This window comes from Legionella sp. PATHC039, assembly GCF_026191275.1.
Classification (GTDB): Bacteria; Pseudomonadota; Gammaproteobacteria; order Legionellales; family Legionellaceae; genus Legionella; species Legionella pneumophila.
This window is the reverse complement of record NZ_JAPHOP010000001.1, coordinates 135929-157411: the sequence shown is the minus strand read 5'-3', so window position 1 is coordinate 157411 and position 21483 is coordinate 135929. Positions and strand designations below refer to the sequence as shown.

Genomic DNA, 21483 nt, shown 5'->3' with positions numbered 1-21483 from the left:
TGTTTAAACCAACAAAAATCGAAAATTCTTTTGAATTTCATTTAAATCAAACTGGTTCAAATACAGAGAGAAACTCATCCACGCACTTAATGCAGCCAAATCCTGGAAAGGAGGTGGAAGATACACTGGATCCGTTAAAATCTCGCGTTCTTTTAATTCACCTAGCAAAGGTAAATCATCCAAAACCAGCTTGCCGGTAAATAATAGTGGGATTGTGTCGACTCTTTTTTGACCTATAGCAAAGCGTATATAATTGTAAATTAACACAAATCCCTTGGCATAGGATAAATCCTTGGTAAATGGGCCACCTGTCGGTGTACTGCCTCTAAATATACGTACGGACTGGTTATAGCTGTCTTCTTCTGACAATCCGCACTCCAGGAAATAGCGATAAATATCAATAAAATCTGCCCCTTGAGTCACCTTATCCAGGGCAATCACCCGGTTTGTAATTTTCAACATCCGACCTGGATAAGAAGAAAATGTCACGACTTCGGTAATGACTGCCAAGCCCTCCTGAATCACGCTGCTGGAAGGAGAACCTTTAGACAGGAAAAAGCAATTCGGTTGCAAGGCTCCATTGAGAGTCGTTCCCACATGAACCCAGCCCTCATGAACTTCCAAATAGCGTAAATCTCTATCGCTAAACATAGCGTTTTGACTTAATTTGATGCTGTCAGCCCCAGCAGAGGCGTCAGCAATCATATCATCACTAACCATAACACTCACTCGACCAGGGTGCTTGTCAAAAAACTTTCCTAACCGCTCCTGTAAAATTTCCTGAGCCTGTATCGGCGTGTAACGCTTGACATCAGCCTGAGATTGCAATTGGACCTGGAGACTCTTTAATACATCAAACAGCAGGGAACCCATTTCACACATACGCGGTCCCCCCACATAAAATACATCATCCGGGCTACCATACAATTCCATGGCCATTTCACTAAACGACGGAGTACCCCGCAAAGATAACATCTGGGCAGCACGACTATACTCTTCGCATTGACGTCTGATTAGGCGAGTTACTGTGGAGTATTGCCCTAATTGATTCTGTGCGTCACGCAAAATGATACGAAACTCTTCCTGCTTGTCTTTGACTTTAAAAGGCAGTGGCTTACCGTCATAATAAGCCTTATCAATAGAAGGAAGTTTTTTTCCCTTGAACTTAAAAAATTCCTGCTTTACTGATTCATCCCATTTGATGCTATCAAGAATCCTGATTTGACGCTGCGCCTCCACGATACGCTGAGACAACTCCTGTATTATTGACAACTCTCCTGATTCTGATGGCGACATGATGAATCCTTATGAAGTTGTGATATCTTCCACCGGAGGCGCTATACTCACCCGCGCATCCTGAGTTTGTTGAGGTAAATCATAAAAATTACTAATATTGGCACTCGTCAATGGAGGTGGTACTACCAAAGCTTCACCATTACGGCTCTGTAAATATAAATTTTCTCCATTACTGGCATAACGAGAATTACATGCTGTTAGTGCCAGTGCTGCCAAGACTATAAAACTCAATTTTTTCACAACAAAACCCTCAGTTATATCAACTCTAAATTCTTCAACACCTTTTCCAAAGCCTGATGATATTTTTCAGACAACTCCGTCATCGGTAATCTTAATTCCCCTCCAATCAATCTCATTTTGTTCATGGCCCATTTTACTGGGATTGGATTCGACTCCACGAACAAAAGTTCATGTAAAGGCATTAATTGCTCTTGAATACGCAAACATCCTGCTTGATCATCATCCATTGCCAAATCACACATTTTTGCCATCAATTTAGCAGCCACATTAGCCGTGACTGAAACAACACCTTTAGCCCCAGCCAACAACCATTGGGCAGATGTCAAATCATCGCCACTGTAAACATCAATGCTCCCTTCGCATAACCGCAAAATCTGCTGTAAACGAGTCATCTGTCCGGTTGCTTCCTTTATTCCTATTATATTCGAAATTTTAGCCAGTCTTGCTACCGTTTCGGGTAACATATCACAGGCTGTTCTTCCCGGAACATTATATAAAATAATCGGAATCGCTACGGATTGGGCAATATAACTGTAGTGCAAATACAAGCCTTCTTGAGTAGGTTTGATATAGGCTGGTGTCATGATTAAAGCAGCATGCGCCCCATATTCCATAGCTTGCTGGGTTAGTTCAATACAATCCTTGGTCGCATTCATAGCAGTACCTGCAATCACAGGCACTCTTTCTTTTGCTTGTTCAATGACTGTTTTGATGACCAGAAGTTTTTCGCTATGTGATAAAGTACCAGCCTCACCAGTCGTGCCAGCTGCGACCAAGGCATGAGTTCCCTTAGCTATATGAAATTCAACCAGTTCTCGCAAATGATGAACATCGACGCTATCATTTCGCATGGGGGTTACCAAGGCTACTATACTTCCACTGAACATGTTGCCCTCAAAAATTAATGATCCATGATCGTATATTACTGGAAAACAGACATCCGAGTAAATTTTTATATAACACTTTAGTCAACTAGAATCTCTATCAGCAATCATTAGCTTCAACCCCAAACACATATTTGTTTAAATTTTTAACATATTTATCTTATTTTGTACTATTCTTGATATGAAGGCAACAACTTACAAAAGGAAGTTTACTATGAAAAAGATTATACCAACGTTGTTTTTCATAGGGATATCAACCACTATGATGGTAGGTTGCACAAATACTCAAGTTGGAACAGCAGTTGGAGCAGCTGCGGGCGCTGGTATTGGCTATGGAGTTTCTGGAGGATCAGCATTGGGAACTGCAATTGGAGCAGGAGCTGGTGCATTGGTAGGCGGTGCCATCGGTCAAGAGCAAGACAGACGTGAGTATTATTACTACAGTGGCTATCCCTATTATTACTATTAATTCTGACTAGTCAACTAAATATATTCCTTAATCATTTTAGCGATCATAAGGACCTGGTCTTTTCTAGATAGAGAAAGGGCCAGGATATTTATTGATTTGGTAACACCAAAACTCTTGGTGAAATGATACAGAAAAGAAGCAATTACCTCCCTTAAAGACAACTCTCTAAAAACTTAAACAATTCATCAAAGATTTTTGTTAGCAAATAATAAGGCATTATTAAAAATCAATTGCTATAATCAATTCATGGAAAACAATGACAAGGATAGTAAAGATGAAACTGAAAAATAAAGTCGCTATTGTCACAGGAGCAGCAAGCGGAATAGGTAAAGAAATTGCGCTTGTTTATGCTAAAGAAGGGGCAAAGGTAGCAATCGCTGATCTGAATCTTGATCAGGCAAGCCATGTAGCAGAGGAAATCAAATCATCAGGCGGGCAAGCAATCGCCGTTGCCATGAATGTAACTGATGAAGCACAAGTCAATCAGGGCGTTGATAAAGTAGCTGATCACTTTGGAGGAATTGATGTTTTAGTCAGCAATGCCGGTATTCAAATCATCGAATCAGTAGATAAATTAGCCTTTTCAGACTGGAAAAGAATGCTTGCCATTCATTTGGATGGTGCCTTTTTAACTACTAAAGCTTGCTTGAAATACATGTATGCCTCAGGCAATGGCGGCAGTATCATTTATATGGGCTCGGTCCATTCCAAAGAAGCCTCTGTACTCAAAGCACCTTATGTTACTGCCAAACATGGCCTATTGGGTTTATGCAAAGTAGTTGCCAAGGAAGGTGGAACCCATAAGGTAAGAGCCAATGTCATTTGCCCGGGGTTTGTCCGTACTCCTCTCGTTGACAAACAAATTCCAGAGCAAGCAAAAGAATTAGGCATCAGTGAAGAAGATGTCATCAAGAAAGTGATGCTAAAAGAAACAGTTGATGGGGAATTCACCACCACAGACGATGTAGCACAAACCGCTTTATTTTTTGCATCATTTGAATCGAATGCGCTTACAGGACAATCATTGGTAGTCAGTCATGGTTGGTTCATGGAGTAAACAACCATGACTCGAACTAAAAAATCTGCAAGACAGATTGAGTATCACCATATTGCATGCAGCTTTCAGGGAGGGGGGGCTTTGGGTGCCTATCAAGCTGGAGTGTTGCATGCTTTAAATGAAGTGGGATACCACCCTCATTGGTACGTGGGAACCTCTATTGGAGCAATTAATGCGGCCATTGCTGCAGGTAACTCTGACAAAGAGCGGATAGAAAAAATGTATCAATTTTGGGAATCTATCGCTACTTCGTCCGCAGTCAATGAATCAACTCTCCTCGATGATAAGATAAGTCGGAAAATTCAGCATTTAATTGCTGCTCATTCCGCTTTACTCTTGGGACAGCCAGGTTTTTTTGTACCTCGTTTCCCTTCCCCTCATTTTGGTTGGCATAACAGCCCTGATTTATTAAGTTACTATGATACTTCTCCTTTGCATAACAGTTTGGAAAAATTTATTGATTTTGATCGTCTGAATAACAATAAATTAACCCGAATCAGTGTAGGAGCCGTTGAAGTAAGTAGTGGAATGATGACTTATTTTGATTCCTATAAACAAAAAATAGGACCTGAGCACATTATGGCAAGCGGTGCCCTTCCTCCCGGTTTCCCGGCAGTGAAAGTCGATGGTAAATATTACTGGGATGGCGGTATATCAAGTAATTCACCAGTCAATTATATCCTGAATCATAACAATCAAAAGCAACTGCTTTGTTTTATGATTCATTTGTTTGATTCTTTTGGGATGATTCCTACCTCAATGGATGAGGTATTAAAGCGTAAAAAAGACATTGAATTTTCCAGTCGGTTTATAAAATTAATTAACCTTCACAAGGAAATTCATGATTTAAGAAACACAATTCACATTTTATCAAACCATATTTCTACTGAGGAAAAATCAAAACCTGAAATAAGGGAATGTATTAAAAAGGGACGTCCTTCTGCTATTTCACTGGTTCGATTTTTATATGAGCACGATGAAACGGAATTGTCTTCAAAAGATTATGAATTCTCCAAAAAATCTATTCATGAACGCATTCAAAAAGGTTATGATGATGGTAAAAATGCGATCAAAAAATCGCCTTGGAATCAATCAGTCCCAATGACTGAAGGTATAGCACTGTATGACATGTCTGCCAAAGACACTATGAAAAAATATCAAGACTAATTGGACACCAGATACTATAGGATAAGGATATGTTAATTATAGTAGGTTATATTGTAATACTACTCTGTGTATTTGGTGGATTCAGCCTGACAGGCGGCCATCTCGCCGCTATATTTCAACCTGTTGAATTATTGATAATAGGAGGCGCCGCTATAGGTTCCTTTATCGTTGGTAATAATATAACTGTTTTAAAATCTGTTCTAAAAGCTTTGCCTGCTACATTTCGCGGCCAAAAATCGGCAAAGCAAGCCTCCAGTGATTTGTTAGGCCTTCTATACCATTTACTCAGTAAAGCAAGACAGCAAGGGTTAATGTCTCTCGAAAATGACATTGACGAGCCGGATAAAAGCCCAATTTTTACCAGTTATCCCAATTTAATGAGTAATCACCATTTAATAGAGTTTATTTGTGATTACCTGAGATTGATTATCACTTCCAACATGCAGCCTTTTCAATTGGAAAGCTTGATGGATATGGAGATCGAATCTCACCATGAAGAAGAAATGATCCCGGCCAATGCCATCACCAAACTGGCTGATGCCATGCCTGCTTTTGGTATCGTCGCAGCAGTATTAGGTGTTGTCCATACCATGGAATCCATCAGCTTACCTCCCTCTGAATTAGGTGTTTTAATCGCTCACGCGTTAGTGGGAACCTTTTTAGGTATTTTAATTGGCTATGGTTTTGTTGGGCCTATCGCTACTGCTATGGAGCAAAATGCCAATCAGAATCAATTGATGCTGCAATGTATAAAAGTTACCATCCTGGCAAGTTTGCACAATAACCCTCCTATTATTGCTACTGAATTTGGACGTAAAGTATTATTTACATCGCAAAGACCTTCATTTAATCAATTAAATGATGAAATAAAAAATGCCAAAACTGCTCAGACAACAACTCAAAACTCTGAAGCAACAGAAGCTACGTCCAGTTAGGTTACAGCCATGAGCGAAATAAACGACATCAGCGATCCGATCAACGACGATCTGGAAAAAAAGGACAAGCGGGAGAAAAAAGAAAAAACCACTCACTATACCCCTATCATCAGAAAAATTAAAAAAAATACTCATAAGCATCATGGAGGCTCGTGGAAAATTGCCTTTGCTGACTTTGTAACGGCCATGATGGCTTTCTTTCTACTCATGTGGTTAGTTGCTTCTTTAAACAAAGCTCAAAAAGCGGGTATTGCCGAGTATTTTAAACAGCCAATGAAAGTGGCATTGTTTGGCGGGGAAAGCATGGGGAATAGGAAAGCAACGATTAAAGGAGGAGGCCCTAATATTGAAGACACAGATGGCCAGGTTTCTGCCACTAATAAACCTTTAATTAACGAAAGCATAGCAAAAGATAAAGAAATTGTTGAATCTCAAGCTAATGAAATAAAAAAACTTGAAGAGCTGAAATCAGAGATCAATTTAAGTATGGAAAAAGATCCATCGCTTGCTGGTCTAAAAAAACAACTCCTGATGGATGTTGTGTCCGATGGCTTGCGCATTCAACTGATAGATAATCAGAAAAAACCCATGTTTGATGTAGGCTCTGATAAAATCAATCCGGAAATTGAACCCATACTCGCTAACATCGCAAAACTACTCAATTCAGTTTCTAATAAAATCACTATTCAAGGCCACACCGATGCCAATCCTTATCATAATCCTGAAGAATTGGAATACACCAATTGGGAATTATCTGCACAAAGAGCGAATGCAGCAAGACGCGCATTGATAAAAGCTGGAATGGACGAAAATAAAGTTATGACAGTCACAGGTTATTCTTCCACTGTTCTTCTCGATAAAAAAAATCCCTACAATCCTGAAAATCGGCGCATTAGCATCATTGTCATGAAAAAAGGGGCAGAAAACAAAATCAAGGTCAATAAATAATTTGGCATTCGACCAAGGCTAGCGCCGTTTTTGAGAGCTTTTCATTAAAATTAATACTATTTACTTTACAAATTAACATTCACAACATCAGAACTCATAATGCATTCGCCGTCTTGATTAATCATAAGATAAATCCTGCTATCGCCATTTTTATAAAAATGAAAAATAATTCGATAAATGGTTACCTCACCCCCTTCAATCTGAACCGCTATGGGCTTCATATCCGACATAAATGCATAATAATTACTTAAACCGAGCGGATGAAGTGTTTCGCTCCACTTGGTCGATTGCAACTGTCTTAAGTGAGCTAGCCCCATATTTCGCTCAAAGTTATAATCATAATCAACAACGATCTTTGCATTATGCAGCAAAGCAGGGCATGAATTACTACGCTCTGTATTGACAAGGGTAAAGAGAATGCTGGCTTGAGATGGAAGTGAGTGAGAAGAATAGGCTGAATTCAATAAACTCCAAGCGATCATAAACAAAATGATTCGTTTCATAACTACTCCATTAATTAAACCTGGTTCGAGAAACATTCTTATTACAATACGAATTCATTTGCAATAATTTAAAAGAATAAGATCGGAATGAGCTTCATGAATTGTTAAGAAGGCAAGGCCATTTTCCTCGCTCCTTACCTTAAATTAATCTCTTGCTTTGTTCATTTCAGTTGGATATGATTTAGTTCGCAATTGTTGAAATATTGCCTTTGTAGTGTTAATATTGATCAACTTGCGAGGCGCTATTTTATTAGTTAGTATTAAAACGAGGATGTTTTTCATGTCATCAAATGAATCTGCAGCTATAGTATCTCCGATAGTCAACCAAAAACTATCGCAATGGAAAAAACAAGATACGATTTGGATGTTAAGCCTCTATGGCACAGCAATTGGTGCCGGAACTCTTTTCCTTCCTATAGATGCTGGTCTTAATGGCATTTTGCCTTTAATCATTATGACAATTCTGGCCTTCCCCATGACTTATTATTCTCATATGGCCTTATGTCGTTTTGTCCTTTCAGGCTCGTCCTCACACAATGACATTACCGATGTTGTAGAAGAGCACTTTGGCTCATTTGCGGGTAAGATGCTGACTATCCTGTACTTTTTTGCGATTTATCCAATTTTGCTTATGTACAGTGTCGCAATAACCAATACCACGGAAAGTTTCCTGATTAATCAAATGGGAATTACCCCTCCGCCACGAGCTCTTTTAGCAATCATATTAATTCTTGGGTTAATGGGTATCGTGCGTTTAGGACAAGAAATTATTGTCAAATCGATGTCGGTATTGGTATATCCTTTTGCCACTATTCTATTTCTGCTTTCGCTTTATTTAATTCCAAATTGGAATAACGCTATTTTTATCCAAAGCAATTCCTTGCATGCCAATGGAGGCCATGGATTATTAATGACTTTATGGTTAATTATTCCAGTGATGGTGTTTTCCTTTAACCATTCTCCTATCATTTCATCTTTTGCTGTGAATCAAAAGCAGCAATATGGTAGCCAAGCTGACGAGAAAAGCTCATTAATTATGAAATACAGTCACTTGATGATGGTTTTCTCTGTGATGTTTTTTGTATTTAGCTGTGTGTTGAGCCTGTCACCTCAAGATCTTTTGCAAGCAAAGCAACAAAATATTTCCATTTTGTCTTATCTGGCGAATCATTTTAATACCCCTATTATGGCCTATATTGCACCGGTTATTGCATTCATAGCCATTTCAAAATCTTTTCTGGGACATTATTTAGGTGCCAAGGAAGGTTTAAGTGGAATTATTGTTAAATCATTAAAATCAACAACAGGCAAAACAATTAATAAGAACTCCCTGCAAAGAATCATTGAAACCTTTATGATTCTGACTTGTTGGGTTGTTGCTACAATTAACCCTAATATTTTAAAAATGATTGAAACATTAGGAGGCCCCATCATAGCTGTCTTATTATTTATCATGCCAATGTATGCCATTGCTAAAGTGCCAGCCATGAAAAAATACAACAATCAAATCAGTAATGTATTTGTTACCCTCATGGGTATTATTTCTATCTCAGCCATCATTTATGGCTTAATTTAACAATCAACCTGGTAGTTGCGTATATTTATTAAGGCGTATATTACGCCTTAATAATATTGCTAAACATTGGTATTTTTCTCAATAGAATGAACTTAGATTTTATTCTTTGATAGTGATATATCCAAAAAGACATTATCCAAAGCACTGCTGTCTCTGGAATCAAATAATGAAAGTCTCTTTAAATCTTTAGTATCCAAACGCGCCAGCTCTTTATCAATCATATAATCAATTTCGCCTTGCGTTGTAGACCAGCCATAAAGTCCTCTGATTTGACGTACAATCCATAGCCGACTTCTTAATTGACGTATATACCTTAAAGCCGCATTTTCTGATTTTGTTCCCTTACCATCCACTTCCTTTTTTAATTTTAACAGTATTCCTCTTAAACTGAGATTATCTTGATTGGCCTTTATAAATTCAGAAATGCATTCAACTGCCAACATCTTTTTGAATTTCAAACAATACTGATGATCTTCACCAATTTCCCTGAGTACTTCTTTCAGTTCATGATAAGTTTTAGCCTTTATGGCTTTGTTTAGATAAGGAGTATGAAATTGATAGGATCTGATGTTTTCAATTTTATCGAATTCTTCAAACTGTTTTGTCTGATTAGCTCCATTCGCCAATAAATGTTTCATGATAAAACGATAATCTTTACGCACATCCGCAGGATGAACTTTAGACTGCCATGCCATCTGTAAAGCGATATCCAAAGGAGTTTTTCCTGAGCTATTTTTCGTGTTGATGAATTGCCCATACATGCCAATCGTTTCGTCATAACGATAATCACCTAGCTTGATTGCTACATGCAGTGGTGTATCCCCATCCTCAAAAATACCAGAACAACAAAGCTTATGGCTATAATCTAGCGATTGTCTAATTTCATTTTGCAAAGACCCTCTATTTTTTTCTGGCAAGTTATTCAGGATTTCATGGCATAATAAATCTTTCTCTTTTTCATTTTGGGAAAGAATAAAATCACGGAAATCTTTTAGAGAAAATAACATCGCCTTTAAACGCGCCTGTCTGGCCAACATCGCTTGAATTACCAGAGAAATATGCGCTCTGTCTGAAGAATTATTCTCATCAAAGCAGGCCTTTAAAGTAGCCTCGATTTGAGATTGAGAGATTAAAATATGCTTGTAAAAAGACCGCCATTTGGCCTTGTTAAACTCATCCACATAGGCTAAATCTGCAAAAGCCTGAATTTCAGCATAGGTACGATAATCTTTATTATCCCATGGTTTATAAAAAAAGCTGGTTTTGGTTGGCCAATAACTATTAGCAGAATATTTTAAATTAGGAAATTTTAACAAGTCTTCTTCTGTGATATCAAAAGCATCACATCCATCAAACAAATGGCAGAATCTTCTTGTTGTAAATGACATGATGCTGTCAACAAACATTAAATCATGATCGATTTTGAAAAAGACAACCCTCGGTTTTCCTTTTTTCTTCACCAAATAAAAACCAAAATTCCCTTTATGCAAATCATCCTCTTCCAACGTGTACGAAGTAGCCAATATACTTGCCAAAGAGGCATAATCTATGCTCAATTTATTATTTTTTTCTGCCGTCAGTAATTGATTAAAAAACCCTTGAGGCAATTTATCCAGGAAATAGAAAGGTATCTCGTTCGAGCTAGTCACCCGCTTTTCAGTATAGTCGCATCCATTCCTTGGAGCATCCAAAGTATAAAACGGCTGCTTCAATCCTTCTTTATTTTCAATAACATAATTTAAATGCTCTACTATCAATCCCTGTACTTTATTAGCATCATTCACTACCATTTTTTGAAAGGAAGTTAATCCATTATCTAAAAATAATCGAGCTAACTGACTAAATGCCACTTCCATGCGAGATAAGTTAGCATTACCAAACTTATTTTTCTTATAAATAACTCTAAAATGTTTTTCAGACGGATCAGAAGGATAATAAACTGCATCAAGATAAACTTCATGCCCTGAAAAAGAAGGGGCACCCAGATAAATATCTTTAAGATTATAAACTCTAGGCATGGATTGGAAGAAAAACTAACAAATTAGACTATAATTTTATCACAATGCTCCAATCAAAACAATGTGTAAAAACGATACATAATGGATCATATTTTATCTATGTCGTCAGGTTGTATTTGAAGGTTCTCATCTTGAACATTAAAGTTTTTTTCTTCACCCAAGCGAATTTGTAAGCCCACATTATTTTTTGAATCAGCATACTTAATCGCATTCTCTTTGGTAATTTTTCCTTCTTTATATAAATTAAACAAAGCCTGATCGAAAGTCTGCATTCCTTGATCCGTGCTTCTTGCCATGACTTCTTTAATATCGTCTATCTTCCCTTTTTCAATCAAATCGGAAATGTAAGGAGAGTTAATCAAGATCTCCACCGCTGCGACACGCTGATTATCTATTCCTGGTATCAAACGTAATGAAATAATTGCTTTTAAATTAAGAGATAAATCTAACAATATTTGTTGTCTTGCCTCATCAGGGAAAAAATTAATCACTCTATCCAGAGCCTGATTGGCGTTATTGGCATGCAAAGTAGAAATGCACAAATGTCCTGTTTCAGCATAAGCTATCGCATGTTTCATTGAGTTAAGATCACGAATTTCACCAATTAATATCACATCAGGCGCTTCTCTCATTGCGTTTTTCAATGCATTGTCATAGCTTAGAGTATCAATGCCTATCTCTCGTTGATCAACTATTGATTTTTTATGTTGATGTATATATTCAATAGGATCCTCTATTGTTAAAATATGCCCTCTGTGATTTTCATTACGGTGGTTGATCATCGCGGCCAGAGTCGTTGATTTACCCGATCCCGTGGACCCAACAACTAATACTAAACCTCGTAACTCCAAGACCAGAGACTTTAAAATTTGGGGGAGATTTAAATCTTCTATAGAAGGTATTTCGCCCTTGATGTAACGCACCACCATAGCCACTTCGCCACGTTGCCTGAATAAATTGATTCGGAAACGCCCTACTCCAGCTAATGAAAAAGCCATATTGAGTTCCATTTTAGACTCAAATTCTTTTTGCTGTGCGTCATTCATAATAGATAAAACAATTTCTGCCATTTGATTCGATTTGATAGGAACCTGGCCAATAGGTGATGTGATGCCTTCAATTTTAATATTTGGTGGTGCCCCGACACTGAAAAACAAATCTGAGGCACCTTTATCGACCATGAGCTTAAAAAAAGGAGTAATATCCATAGGTTAACTCAAAATATTATTATACTTTTAAGTTTAGTAGAGACTCCTGAATTTGCTAGGCTCCGTCTTGTACTTATTTTCCTGATTGCCTAACTCAATAGAGGTACAGGGGCTTCTAATCGACTGTTCCTATGCTCCAATTCCGCCTTACATGCTTCTAAAAACCCTTTTTTTGCAGTAAGAGCCTCTTCTGAAGACGTACTCATCCTGGACACCTCGGCATATAATTTACTCAAAAACTCAGCACATTCGAGATCAGAATGCTCCTCATGCAACCTCTCTATGCATTGCTCGTATTTATTTTCATCAACTAATTGATTGGTAGGTGCACTTGCAGATAACATGCCTTGCAAATAAGGGGTATAAAAAGAAGACATGCTCAGGCGCTCAGCACCATCGTTCTTTCCTGGACTGCAATAGAATCTCTCCAGTGCCTGCTTATACTTTGATACCCTCTCCGCACCCAAAAACTGATCATAATGCACTACGCCCGCGGGGAAATTTTTTCCCAAATGATTTCTGGGAATAATATTCATCTCTTTTAAAAAAGACATGAATCCCTTCTCAAAATTTGTAATCCCAGGCGCTTCAGGATGAGTAACTACGTCTATCGCCAAAATACGCTCATCATCTGATGAAGTAAAACTGGTTGATAATCCGCCGTTAGTCCCCTTAAGGTAACGAACATAAATCGCATAAGTAACAGGAAATTCCCCCTTACTACCCGCTTCGTTCAACATGGCTTCCATTTTTTGTAAAATAAGTTCCAGTTTTTGCCCTGCTTCGCCATCTTTGACTGGAATCAAATAACTCACATCCCTCATCTCCTTTGGAAAAGCCACCTGAGGGTGTGTGATATGATTTTCATAATCTACTTTTGGTGACGTACCACGAGTACCTGTGACTACTGCTGCTGACAGTAACATAAAAGAAGGTAATAAATGCTTTAATCCTGAGTCCAGTAAGAAATCCATCACTGAGGCACCAATGCGAACCTGTAACTCTTGAGCAAAAGAGCGAACGTCCGGATCATAAGGTGCCTTTTCCTTTTTCCCTAGTTTGTCGGTAGTATAATTCCATTGACGAATTTGCCATTTGGAAACCAGTTTATCCGATTCAGGACAGCCGTAACTTGGCATTCCCATAATACTGATGTATTGATTATTCTTTAATATATCACTTAACCTGCCTGTCATTTCCCTGGTATTGGGAAATAACTCTATTGTTTCACATAAATTAAATGCCTTAACCGCTCGTAATTTCATGCTAACAACAATACCCAACAACCCGCTATGACCACCTGTCAAATCTTTGAAATCAGGATGATCAGAATTAATTTTACGCAGGTTGCCATCTATATCACAAACTGTAACCGATTCAATTAGGCCACTGAAAGCCGGTTCATCACGCCCGGTACCATGTCCCGCTGTTCCAGCCAAGCCAACAGGGGTCACCCAGGAAATCATGCTAACAGTTGACAAGGATAACTGATGTTCTCGCAAAAAATCGGCAAAATCAGCCACCTGCATCCCAGCGCTCACTTCCACCAAAGTCACGGGGAGCCTATGAATGGGATTGTCCGGATTAAAGACAGGTGGATTTTTTAATGAACCAATCACTTTTGCATGGTGAAATTTTTTTGCAAACCGAATAATGACATCGGTACCTGCGGTATCAGGAGACTCTTTACCACCTACGACTTGGGAAAAAGAAAACCCTTCATTGTACTGACTCTCCTGAGCTTCGCTCCATGGAAAAAAGCAACAACTTTTACCCGGTTTATCAGTCCATCCCGCAGTAGCTCTAACAGTCACTTTATCTTTGGGTTCCCTGTCAGAATTCAATTCCTTAATCGCCTTCATCACTGTCTGAACCTCTTTTTCATTTTTAACTTCCACAACAATCGCGGCTGGATTATTAACACTCTCCATGTAGTTAGACCAACCAACAGAATGAGAAATTTTGTTTTGATTCAGAATTTGAATGAACTTGCTTTTTAACTCCGTAGGTAACGCCATAATTACTCCTTGTAATATTAGTCCTCAAACGGTTAAACATAAGTTTAATAGAGCAAACTGATGTACCATGAATAGTGCCTCTCGATCAGGTATACATAAAGACACTTCAAAAATACAATACAATACTTAATGAAAAACAATAACGAATTTTGGTAGTCAATGATAAAAAATATACCCTTTTGATTGTACGCTTATTGGAATAACATCCGTTGTGAATAGGAATCTTAAAAATCTCATCCTTGAAAAAATGAACTCTTTTTTGAAGGGAAATAAAATATATCGTTTTACTATATTTTGAGTGGCACACATGGAAATAATGGATGATCCATGCTTGCACCTGCCGGTATTTCGGCCGTCAAACCAGGAAAATCAGGTGAAGTAGGCCATGCCCTGGGGGCATGCGTAATATCATCTCCTAAAAAACGCACAGAAAATACTCTTCTTCTATGCCCCCCCCCCTCAACTCCTCTTGCCATATGTAAAGTCAGCATATGGAAACATACAACATCGCCTGGCTCAATTTCCCATCCAATAATTGGATACCTTGCGCGTGCCTCTTCTATAGGAGGTAGCTCCTGCAAACTTCCTTCAGGAAACCATTTTGCCTGATTATCTAAAAATGTTCTTGGCATTAACCAGGGACCCAAATGAGAACCAGCGATAAATTCCAGAGTTGAAGAACGACTGACAGGATCAATCGGAATCCAGAAACTGCAGTTCTGCTTCCCCTCAATATTATAATAAGGCTGATCCTGATGCCAGGGTGTAACCTGTCGTGTGCCTGGTTCCTTTACCAACAAATGATCATGATACAACCGGACTGATTGGCTTTGCATTATTTGAGCAGCAGCTACTCCCAAATTCGTACCAAAGATAATTCGCTGATAAAAAGGATTGTTTTGCCAAGTACAAAAATCCTCAACAAAATAACCAGGATCATCGTGTCTGCTTGCTATTTTTGCACGGGGACTTAAGGAGGATAAATTAAATTCTATTCCTTCTTTTAGAATAGCAATTTCTTCGGCATTTAAAAATTGGCGAAGACATACCGCACCATCTCGATTAAAATCACGGATGGTATCTTCATTCATTTTATATTCCGGTGTTATTGGTTTTTGATAACTCACATTTTCTCCAATACATCTCGCAAATGTTTAACTGGCTCTACCGTCATGGAATCGAGTTGCTTTTTGGGGGCGTTGGCAAAAGGGACTATAGCACGCTTGAATCCATGTTTTATAGCCTCCTTAATGCGTTCTTGACCACTTTGCACTGGTCTGATTTCCCCAGCTAATCCCACTTCACCGAATATGATGGTTTCACTATCAAATATACGATTACGTAAACTTGAAATCACTGCAGCCAACAAAGCCAAATCACTCGCTGTTTCAGTCACTTTCACTCCCCCGACTACATTGATAAAAACATCCTGATCGTAAGTAGCGATACCTCCATGACGGTGTAAAACAGCTAACAAAATAGCCAGGCGATTATGCTCAAGACCCGCAGTAACGCGTTTCGCTTGCTGACCATGGGCCTCATCAACCAATGCTTGTACTTCTACCAACATGGGTCTTGATCCTTCCCAACTCACCATCACTGCACTGCCAGGCGTAGGTTCGGGCTGGCGAGATAAAAAAATAGCTGAGGGGTTGGCTACCTCCTTCAGGCCTTTGTCAGTCATCGCAAATACACCTAATTCATTGACAGCGCCAAAACGATTTTTAATGGCGCGAATGACTCTGAAGCGACTATCATTTTGCCCCTCAAAATAGAGAACACTATCAACCATATGCTCCAAAACCCGAGGTCCGGCTAATGTTCCTTCCTTGGTGACATGCCCTACCAGGAAGATGGCTGTATTGGTCATCTTGGCATAACGCACCAATTGTGCTGCCGATTCCCTGACTTGACTAACTCCTCCCGGAGCAGAACTTATGGCTTCAGTGAATATCGTTTGTACTGAATCGACGACAATAATTCGCGGTTTTTCCTTTTGAGCTTGAGCAATGATGGATTCAACCTGAGTTTCTGCCAATAACCGCAATCCGGCCAAAGGTAGTCCCAATCTTTGGGCACGCATAGCAACTTGTTGTAATGACTCTTCCCCCGTCACATACAATACTGTTTCTTGCATAGATAAATTAGCCAGCGTTTGCAACAATAAGGTGGATTTACCGATCCCCGGATCCCCTCCAATCAAAACAACCGAGCCATAAACCAGCCCCCCTCCCAAGACCCGGTTGAGCTCGGATATACCACAATCCATACGTACTATTTTGTCCATGACGACGTCTTCAACAGCAGTGATGACAGAGCGCTGATTAGCCCATTGCCCACTTCGTGAAGTCTTGTTTTCAGGCACAATCCCTTCTTCAACAATGGAATTCCAGGCGCCACATTGAGTGCATTGTCCTGCCCACTGTTTAAAAATGGCCGCACATTGATTACAAACAAACTGGGTTTTCACTTTCATAATTTTTGCCTTGATTCAAGCATTTTATTTAGTACATTTATGATAACTCGCGCTGAACATATTTGTCTTAAATAATTTTTAAATGAACCAGAACTTACCTTATCTTGAACACCCCTTTTTTTCTTTTTTTTCACTCCATTTACGAAATATTTATTAAAACTTTACTTTTCAAAAACACTGTCTAGCTTTATTATTTGCCGAAGTGATTTTTTTATAAAAACCGAGGATAAAATTATGGCAAAATTCACCGTAGGTCAGGATCCAGTTAAAGGTTTAACTGAACTTAAGGCATACATGGAAGAACAAATTTCAAAAATTAAAAAAGCAACCACAGACCAGGACATCGATCAACTGCTCATAGACACTTTGAATGAATACGATGATAAAATGGGTTCCCTGTCAAAAGTTTACAAAGGTGGAAATGAAGAAGTTGAACAGCTAAAAATTGACGTAAGAAAACTTTATGAGCCTTTACGTGATCAATTCAGTCATAAGCATCCCTTAACACTAGTTAGTGAAGTTCAAAAAAAATTAGAAGAACAACGCAAACAAGCTGAAGTAGAAAAGCTTAAGCGTGAAGAACAATTGAAGCTGGAAAAACAGGTTGAAGAAGAAAAAACTAAGCTTGAAAATCAACAGGAAGAAACTATAACTCAAGCTCTCCAGAAAGTTGATGCAATTATTCAAGAGCTCACACTCAAAATAGACAGAGTTGATCAACACCAGTATAAAAAAACACATGACACAGCAAATACACTTCTCCAAAATCTTATAGCTGCTCGTGATGAGTATGAGCGAGACTTAAGAGCCAATGAATTTTCTCCGGAACTTGCTGGAAGAAAGTTTAAATTAGCTTGTCAAGATGCCGTAAAAATAGCTAAACCGGTTTTAGAAAAAGACTTAGGCTGGGGTGACTACCTGACAAATCTTTTAAAGTGCTTGAGCAATGCGGTGATTACCGTCTTTACGTTTGGTTGTCAACAAGGTTTCTTCGCTTATGCACGTCCAGATTCAGCCAAAGCGGTAGAAAAAGCTGAAGAAGATTTGGGGCTTCGTCAAGCGGCTTCATCACCCAAATAATTAAACCTAAGACAAAAGCCTGACATTCGCTTGGCTTCACAATGTTTAAATGCGAATGTCAGGTTTTTTTTATACAAATCGCACCTGATTTCCATAGACTTACCTGACAAATAATTTGAATTCATTTTAAATTGATTAACCCTATACCAGGCACTATGCGTTAATACTTATCTAATAAAAAAGAATATGAAAATATTTGCTTTTCAATTGCCTGTTTTTGCTTTAACTTACCTAAGGGATTATTTTAAAATGTGAGGTCAAAATTATGCCTGCTTTCAAAAAAGGACAAAATCCGGTAACAGAACTTACCAGATTAAAAGAGTATATGGAAGACCAAATAGCGCAAGCAAAAGAGTCCTCCTCTTTAACAGCTCAACTAAAATTCCTGGAAAACGCCCACACGGAACACTTTCTCAAAATGGGTTCTCTAACCACAATTTATAAAGGGGGCAGTGAAGTAGTTGACCGCTTGAAAGTTGAAATACGTTCTTTATATGAAGAAATGCTTGGGTTAAAAGATAAATGCCGTGATCAGATTCAACAACAAGATGCATCCATGAAACACAGCCCCGCGTTCTTCACTACGAGGAATAGCAAAACAAAGACCGAAGAATTTGCTCTGGATTTTGATAAAGCATTTGGTCTTTAAAAACTGCTAACCACCTAATGTTGGTCTTTGATATTAAACTAGCAAAGTCCAACATCCAGTTCTGGGGTTCCTTTATAAAACCCAAAGCTGCCAATAAGCTTCTATGATTGATTTTCCACTTACTTCCATTCAGAAGTTGAATCCTCGCGTTAACCCAGTATAATCACACCTTTTATCGCCTTGGAAAACAGTTATGAGCAAAGGCATACATTTCGAACAATCAATCACTGAACTCGAAGAAATTGTCCGGCAACTGGAAAAGGGAGAGCTTACCCTTGAAGAATCGCTGAAACAATTTGAAAAGGGAATTAGCCTTGCGAGACGTTGCCAAAATGCTTTGAATCAGGCAGAGCAAAAAATTGAAACGTTAACTGGTACTGATTCTAACATTGAACTCGACTCAGATGAACAAACAAGTGATTGATAAGTATACCCAAAGACATGAGCTATATCTCGAGCAATTGCTCAATGAAACAATAATACCAGCTCCAAAAATTCACTCTGCACTTCATTACGCTTTATTTTCAGGCGGCAAAAGAATAAGACCCATTTTGGTTTATTTAGCTGGCGATTTAATTGATGTTGACCAGGGAGTTCTAGATATTATTGCAGCAGCGCTTGAGTTAACACATTGCTACTCCCTGATTCATGATGATCTTCCGGCGATGGACAATGACGATCTGCGCCGCGGTAAGCCGAGTTGTCATAAAGCATTTGATGAGGCAACTGCTATTTTAGTCGGCGATGGCATGCAAGCTTTAGCGATTGAAGTCGTATTGACGAGATTATCGCCCCTTCTCCCGGCAGCACAAGTCGTAGCCATCACTCAAGTATTGGTAAATGCCAGTGGAATAAGTGGAATGGTTAGTGGCCAAAGCCTTGATTTATCAGAACTGGCCAAATCATCAGTAACAGAAGAGCAATTAAGAGAAATTCATCTTTTGAAAACTGGAAAACTGATCCTGGCGTGTTTTGAAATGGTTTTAGCAGCACAACATGAGGTATCAGAGCAAATCAAATCCGCACTAAGAACTTATGGGAAACATATAGGGCTTGTATTTCAAATGCAAGATGATTACCTGGATCTTTACGCTGCAACTCAAATATTGGGAAAAGGTCGCTCCTCGGATCAGGCAAACCAAAAAACCACCTTTGCAACCTTATTTAACAAGCAACAATTGGAAGAAGAAATCGCTGTTCATTACCAGATTGCAATGGATTCTCTACGGTTATTTGGTAGTAAAGCGGCTGCATTAATTGAATTAACCAAACAATTACAAAATCGTAGCAATTTGTCTTGACACCATTGATGCACCGGACAATCCAATTGATATCGGTTTTAAATTAGGACTTTTTAACAACACGTGAAACAGGAATCCAGGTTTCTATACCTTGATCCATTTTACGCTGCGCACCCTTCCAGGCTTGCCCATAAACCACTTCATAAGTTAAGGGATATTTGCCGGTAGTAGTCCGCATAATAGCATATTGTGCTTCAAATTGTTTCCATGCGCTTTTACCTGTGAGCCCGTGATTTCGTTTAGGGTTAATATTTCTTACCCCTTGAGTTTTTAGAGCTAATAGCAATTGGGGAAGGGTCTCGTAATGTATAGACAGTAATTCCATGTCAATGACCGGGTCCATGAAATGCTCGGCAATCAGACAATCTCCAATATCATGCATATCAACAAATTCATTAACATGAGCATATTGATTAGCGGCAGACCAGGCCGTTTGTAATTCCTTGAAGGTATCAGGACCCAAGGTAGTAAACATCAAGCATCCGTTGACATTCATTACACGATTAAGTTCCCGAAACACTGTGCCTAATGAGCTACTCCAGTGAATAACCTGGTTAGCAAAAACCAAATCAAAAGCGCCTGTTGCAAAAGGCATTTTCTGCATATCGGCACTGAGTAAAGGCCATTTACGACGCCAACCCTGTTTTTTCCTGGCTTGCTTTAACATGGCAAACGACAAATCCATTCCAACAATCTGCGCTTTCGGATATAACAAAGCCAATTCTTTTGAAAAAAATCCAGGCCCACACCCCAAATCAAGAATTCGTCGAGGAGCAATTTTCAAATATTGTAATCGCTCAAACAAACGACTGCCGATTTCTTTTTGAACTTTGGCAACACGCTCATAGTCATCGGCATGTTTGCTAAATGCCTTGCTAATTTCATTGTTGACCGTCATTATAAAGACCAGGGAAAAATTAAATGCTGGAAATCCAACTACCGTGCTCCAAAAATTCTTAAGTATAACACAGAACTTACGTTTACCTTCAATATGCACTCTTTGCAACCAGTTCCACAAAAGCCAGCTTGCAGTTTGCTCTAATTGCATGGAGTTTATGAAACAACTTGGATCTTGCTGTCAGTACTGTGCCTACCCCCTTTCTGATGATACGTATCTGGTTTGTGGTCAATGCGTTAGAAAAAGGCCCTCCTTTGATAGTGCTTATATAGCGTATCGTTTTGAAGAGCCTCTGCGTAGTTTAATACATCAGTTTAAATACCATAATGGCCTTTATCTGGCCTCGTTTCTAAAGCAATTACTTCTTAATGCCTTACCCAAAAGCGCATTGAAACCAGATTGTCTAATTCCCGTTCCCATGCATCCCAAACGATTAAAACGAAGGGGATTTAACCAGGCTGCTGTATTAACCAGATTATTAGCTCGTCAATTAAAAATCCCTTATGATTTATATTATTGCCAAAAAATAATCAATACCGCTTCGCAAGCTAACCTTGATGGAGAGCAACGAAGAAAAAATTTACGTCATGCTTTTTATGTATCGCCTGTAACTTATGAACACGTCATGATTGTTGATGATTTATTAACCACGGGCAGCACAGCCAATGAAATGGCACATACATTAAAAAATGCCGGGGTTAAGAGAGTAGATATATGTTGTTGTGCGCGGGCTGTAACTAAGAATTAAAAGGCAGCCCGT

21 protein-coding genes are annotated in these 21483 nt (G+C 38.8%); 11 read left to right on the top strand and 10 right to left on the bottom strand.

Features of this window, described 5'->3' with window-relative positions:
* Positions 1 to 3: 3 nt before the first annotated feature.
* Genes OQI99_RS00820 through dapA form a run of 3 tightly spaced genes read right to left on the bottom strand, consistent with a single transcriptional unit; the run spans position 4 to position 2423 of the window.
* Positions 4 to 1296 (bottom strand): flavohemoglobin expression-modulating QEGLA motif protein, encoded by a 1293-nt coding sequence (locus OQI99_RS00820; RefSeq protein WP_061485045.1) that lies wholly within the window; start codon positions 1294 to 1296, stop codon positions 4 to 6.
* Between the two features lie 9 nt (positions 1297 to 1305).
* A complete protein-coding gene (locus tag OQI99_RS00815) occupies positions 1306 to 1536 on the bottom strand; it encodes a hypothetical protein (protein ID WP_011947157.1) in 231 nt (76 codons plus the stop codon).
* Positions 1537 to 1550: 14 nt separating this feature from the next.
* Positions 1551 to 2423, bottom strand: a complete 873-nt coding sequence (gene dapA, locus OQI99_RS00810) for a 4-hydroxy-tetrahydrodipicolinate synthase (RefSeq protein ID WP_265731084.1) — start codon at positions 2421 to 2423, stop codon at positions 1551 to 1553.
* 211 nt (positions 2424 to 2634) lie between these two features.
* Here dapA and OQI99_RS00805 point away from each other — a divergent pair, with 211 nt between their 5' ends.
* From OQI99_RS00805 to motB, 5 genes are all read left to right on the top strand, one after another.
* Positions 2635 to 2889 (top strand): glycine zipper domain-containing protein, encoded by a 255-nt coding sequence (locus OQI99_RS00805; protein WP_011216207.1) that lies wholly within the window; start codon positions 2635 to 2637, stop codon positions 2887 to 2889.
* 274 nt (positions 2890 to 3163) lie between these two features.
* Entirely contained in the window at positions 3164 to 3946 is a 783-nt protein-coding gene (locus OQI99_RS00800; protein WP_265731083.1) for a 3-hydroxybutyrate dehydrogenase, read from the top strand.
* Between the two features lie 6 nt (positions 3947 to 3952).
* On the top strand, positions 3953 to 5113 hold the full coding sequence (locus tag OQI99_RS00795; protein WP_265731082.1) for a patatin-like phospholipase family protein: 1161 nt from the start codon (positions 3953 to 3955) through the stop codon (positions 5111 to 5113).
* A gap of 29 nt (positions 5114 to 5142) precedes the next feature.
* Positions 5143 to 6048, top strand: a complete 906-nt coding sequence (motA, locus tag OQI99_RS00790) for a flagellar motor stator protein MotA (RefSeq protein WP_061513846.1) — start codon at positions 5143 to 5145, stop codon at positions 6046 to 6048.
* A gap of 9 nt (positions 6049 to 6057) precedes the next feature.
* On the top strand, positions 6058 to 6996 hold the full coding sequence (gene motB, locus OQI99_RS00785) for a flagellar motor protein MotB (RefSeq protein ID WP_265731081.1): 939 nt from the start codon (positions 6058 to 6060) through the stop codon (positions 6994 to 6996).
* A 65-nt stretch (positions 6997 to 7061) separates the two neighbouring features.
* On the opposite strand, the gene OQI99_RS00780 is transcribed toward motB, so the two are convergent.
* Complete coding sequence (locus OQI99_RS00780) at positions 7062 to 7499, bottom strand: hypothetical protein (protein ID WP_265731080.1); 438 nt, start codon at positions 7497 to 7499, stop codon at positions 7062 to 7064.
* A 280-nt stretch (positions 7500 to 7779) separates the two neighbouring features.
* Here OQI99_RS00780 and OQI99_RS00775 point away from each other — a divergent pair, with 280 nt between their 5' ends.
* Entirely contained in the window at positions 7780 to 9075 is a 1296-nt protein-coding gene (locus tag OQI99_RS00775; protein ID WP_265731079.1) for a serine/threonine transporter, read from the top strand.
* A 92-nt stretch (positions 9076 to 9167) separates the two neighbouring features.
* Here the strand turns inward: OQI99_RS00775 and ankK are convergent, their stop codons facing one another.
* The 5 genes from ankK to radA form a co-directional block, all read right to left on the bottom strand.
* Positions 9168 to 11093: a Dot/Icm T4SS effector AnkK/LegA5 gene (gene ankK / locus OQI99_RS00770; protein ID WP_265731078.1), complete on the bottom strand. Its 1926-nt coding sequence runs from the start codon at positions 11091 to 11093 to the stop codon at positions 9168 to 9170.
* Positions 11094 to 11179: 86 nt separating this feature from the next.
* Positions 11180 to 12301, bottom strand: coding sequence for a PilT/PilU family type 4a pilus ATPase (locus OQI99_RS00765; RefSeq protein ID WP_265731077.1), 1122 nt, complete (start codon positions 12299 to 12301; stop codon positions 11180 to 11182).
* An 89-nt stretch (positions 12302 to 12390) separates the two neighbouring features.
* The gene (locus tag OQI99_RS00760) at positions 12391 to 14319 is read right to left on the bottom strand and encodes an L-gulono-gamma-lactone oxidase (protein WP_265731076.1); all 1929 of its coding nucleotides are present in this window, start codon (positions 14317 to 14319) and stop codon (positions 12391 to 12393) included.
* Positions 14320 to 14606: 287 nt separating this feature from the next.
* The gene (locus OQI99_RS00755) at positions 14607 to 15446 is read right to left on the bottom strand and encodes a phytanoyl-CoA dioxygenase family protein (RefSeq protein ID WP_265731075.1); all 840 of its coding nucleotides are present in this window, start codon (positions 15444 to 15446) and stop codon (positions 14607 to 14609) included.
* Positions 15443 to 16798 (bottom strand): DNA repair protein RadA, encoded by a 1356-nt coding sequence (gene radA / locus OQI99_RS00750; RefSeq protein WP_416209984.1) that lies wholly within the window; start codon positions 16796 to 16798, stop codon positions 15443 to 15445. Before radA ends, OQI99_RS00755 begins: the two co-directional genes overlap by 4 nt.
* Before the next feature lie 231 nt (positions 16799 to 17029).
* Here radA and OQI99_RS00745 point away from each other — a divergent pair, with 231 nt between their 5' ends.
* The 4 genes from OQI99_RS00745 to OQI99_RS00730 all read left to right on the top strand — a co-directional run bounded on the left by OQI99_RS00745 (position 17030) and on the right by OQI99_RS00730 (position 19825).
* Positions 17030 to 17875 carry a type IV secretion protein Dot gene (locus tag OQI99_RS00745; RefSeq protein WP_265731073.1) on the top strand — a complete coding sequence of 282 codons (846 nt, stop codon included), beginning with the start codon at positions 17030 to 17032 and terminating at the stop codon, positions 17873 to 17875.
* A 265-nt stretch (positions 17876 to 18140) separates the two neighbouring features.
* Positions 18141 to 18524: a hypothetical protein gene (locus OQI99_RS00740; RefSeq protein WP_265731072.1), complete on the top strand. Its 384-nt coding sequence runs from the start codon at positions 18141 to 18143 to the stop codon at positions 18522 to 18524.
* Between the two features lie 193 nt (positions 18525 to 18717).
* A complete protein-coding gene (locus OQI99_RS00735) occupies positions 18718 to 18948 on the top strand; it encodes an exodeoxyribonuclease VII small subunit (protein WP_011947173.1) in 231 nt (76 codons plus the stop codon).
* On the top strand, positions 18929 to 19825 hold the full coding sequence (locus OQI99_RS00730) for a polyprenyl synthetase family protein (protein WP_265731071.1): 897 nt from the start codon (positions 18929 to 18931) through the stop codon (positions 19823 to 19825). Before OQI99_RS00735 ends, OQI99_RS00730 begins: the two co-directional genes overlap by 20 nt.
* 43 nt (positions 19826 to 19868) lie before the next feature.
* On the opposite strand, the gene bioC is transcribed toward OQI99_RS00730, so the two are convergent.
* On the bottom strand, positions 19869 to 20723 hold the full coding sequence (gene bioC, locus OQI99_RS00725; RefSeq protein ID WP_265732333.1) for a malonyl-ACP O-methyltransferase BioC: 855 nt from the start codon (positions 20721 to 20723) through the stop codon (positions 19869 to 19871).
* Between the two features lie 43 nt (positions 20724 to 20766).
* Between bioC and OQI99_RS00720 the strand changes: the two genes are divergently transcribed.
* Entirely contained in the window at positions 20767 to 21471 is a 705-nt protein-coding gene (locus OQI99_RS00720) for a ComF family protein (protein WP_416209975.1), read from the top strand.
* The last annotated feature ends 12 nt before the right edge of the window (positions 21472 to 21483 follow it).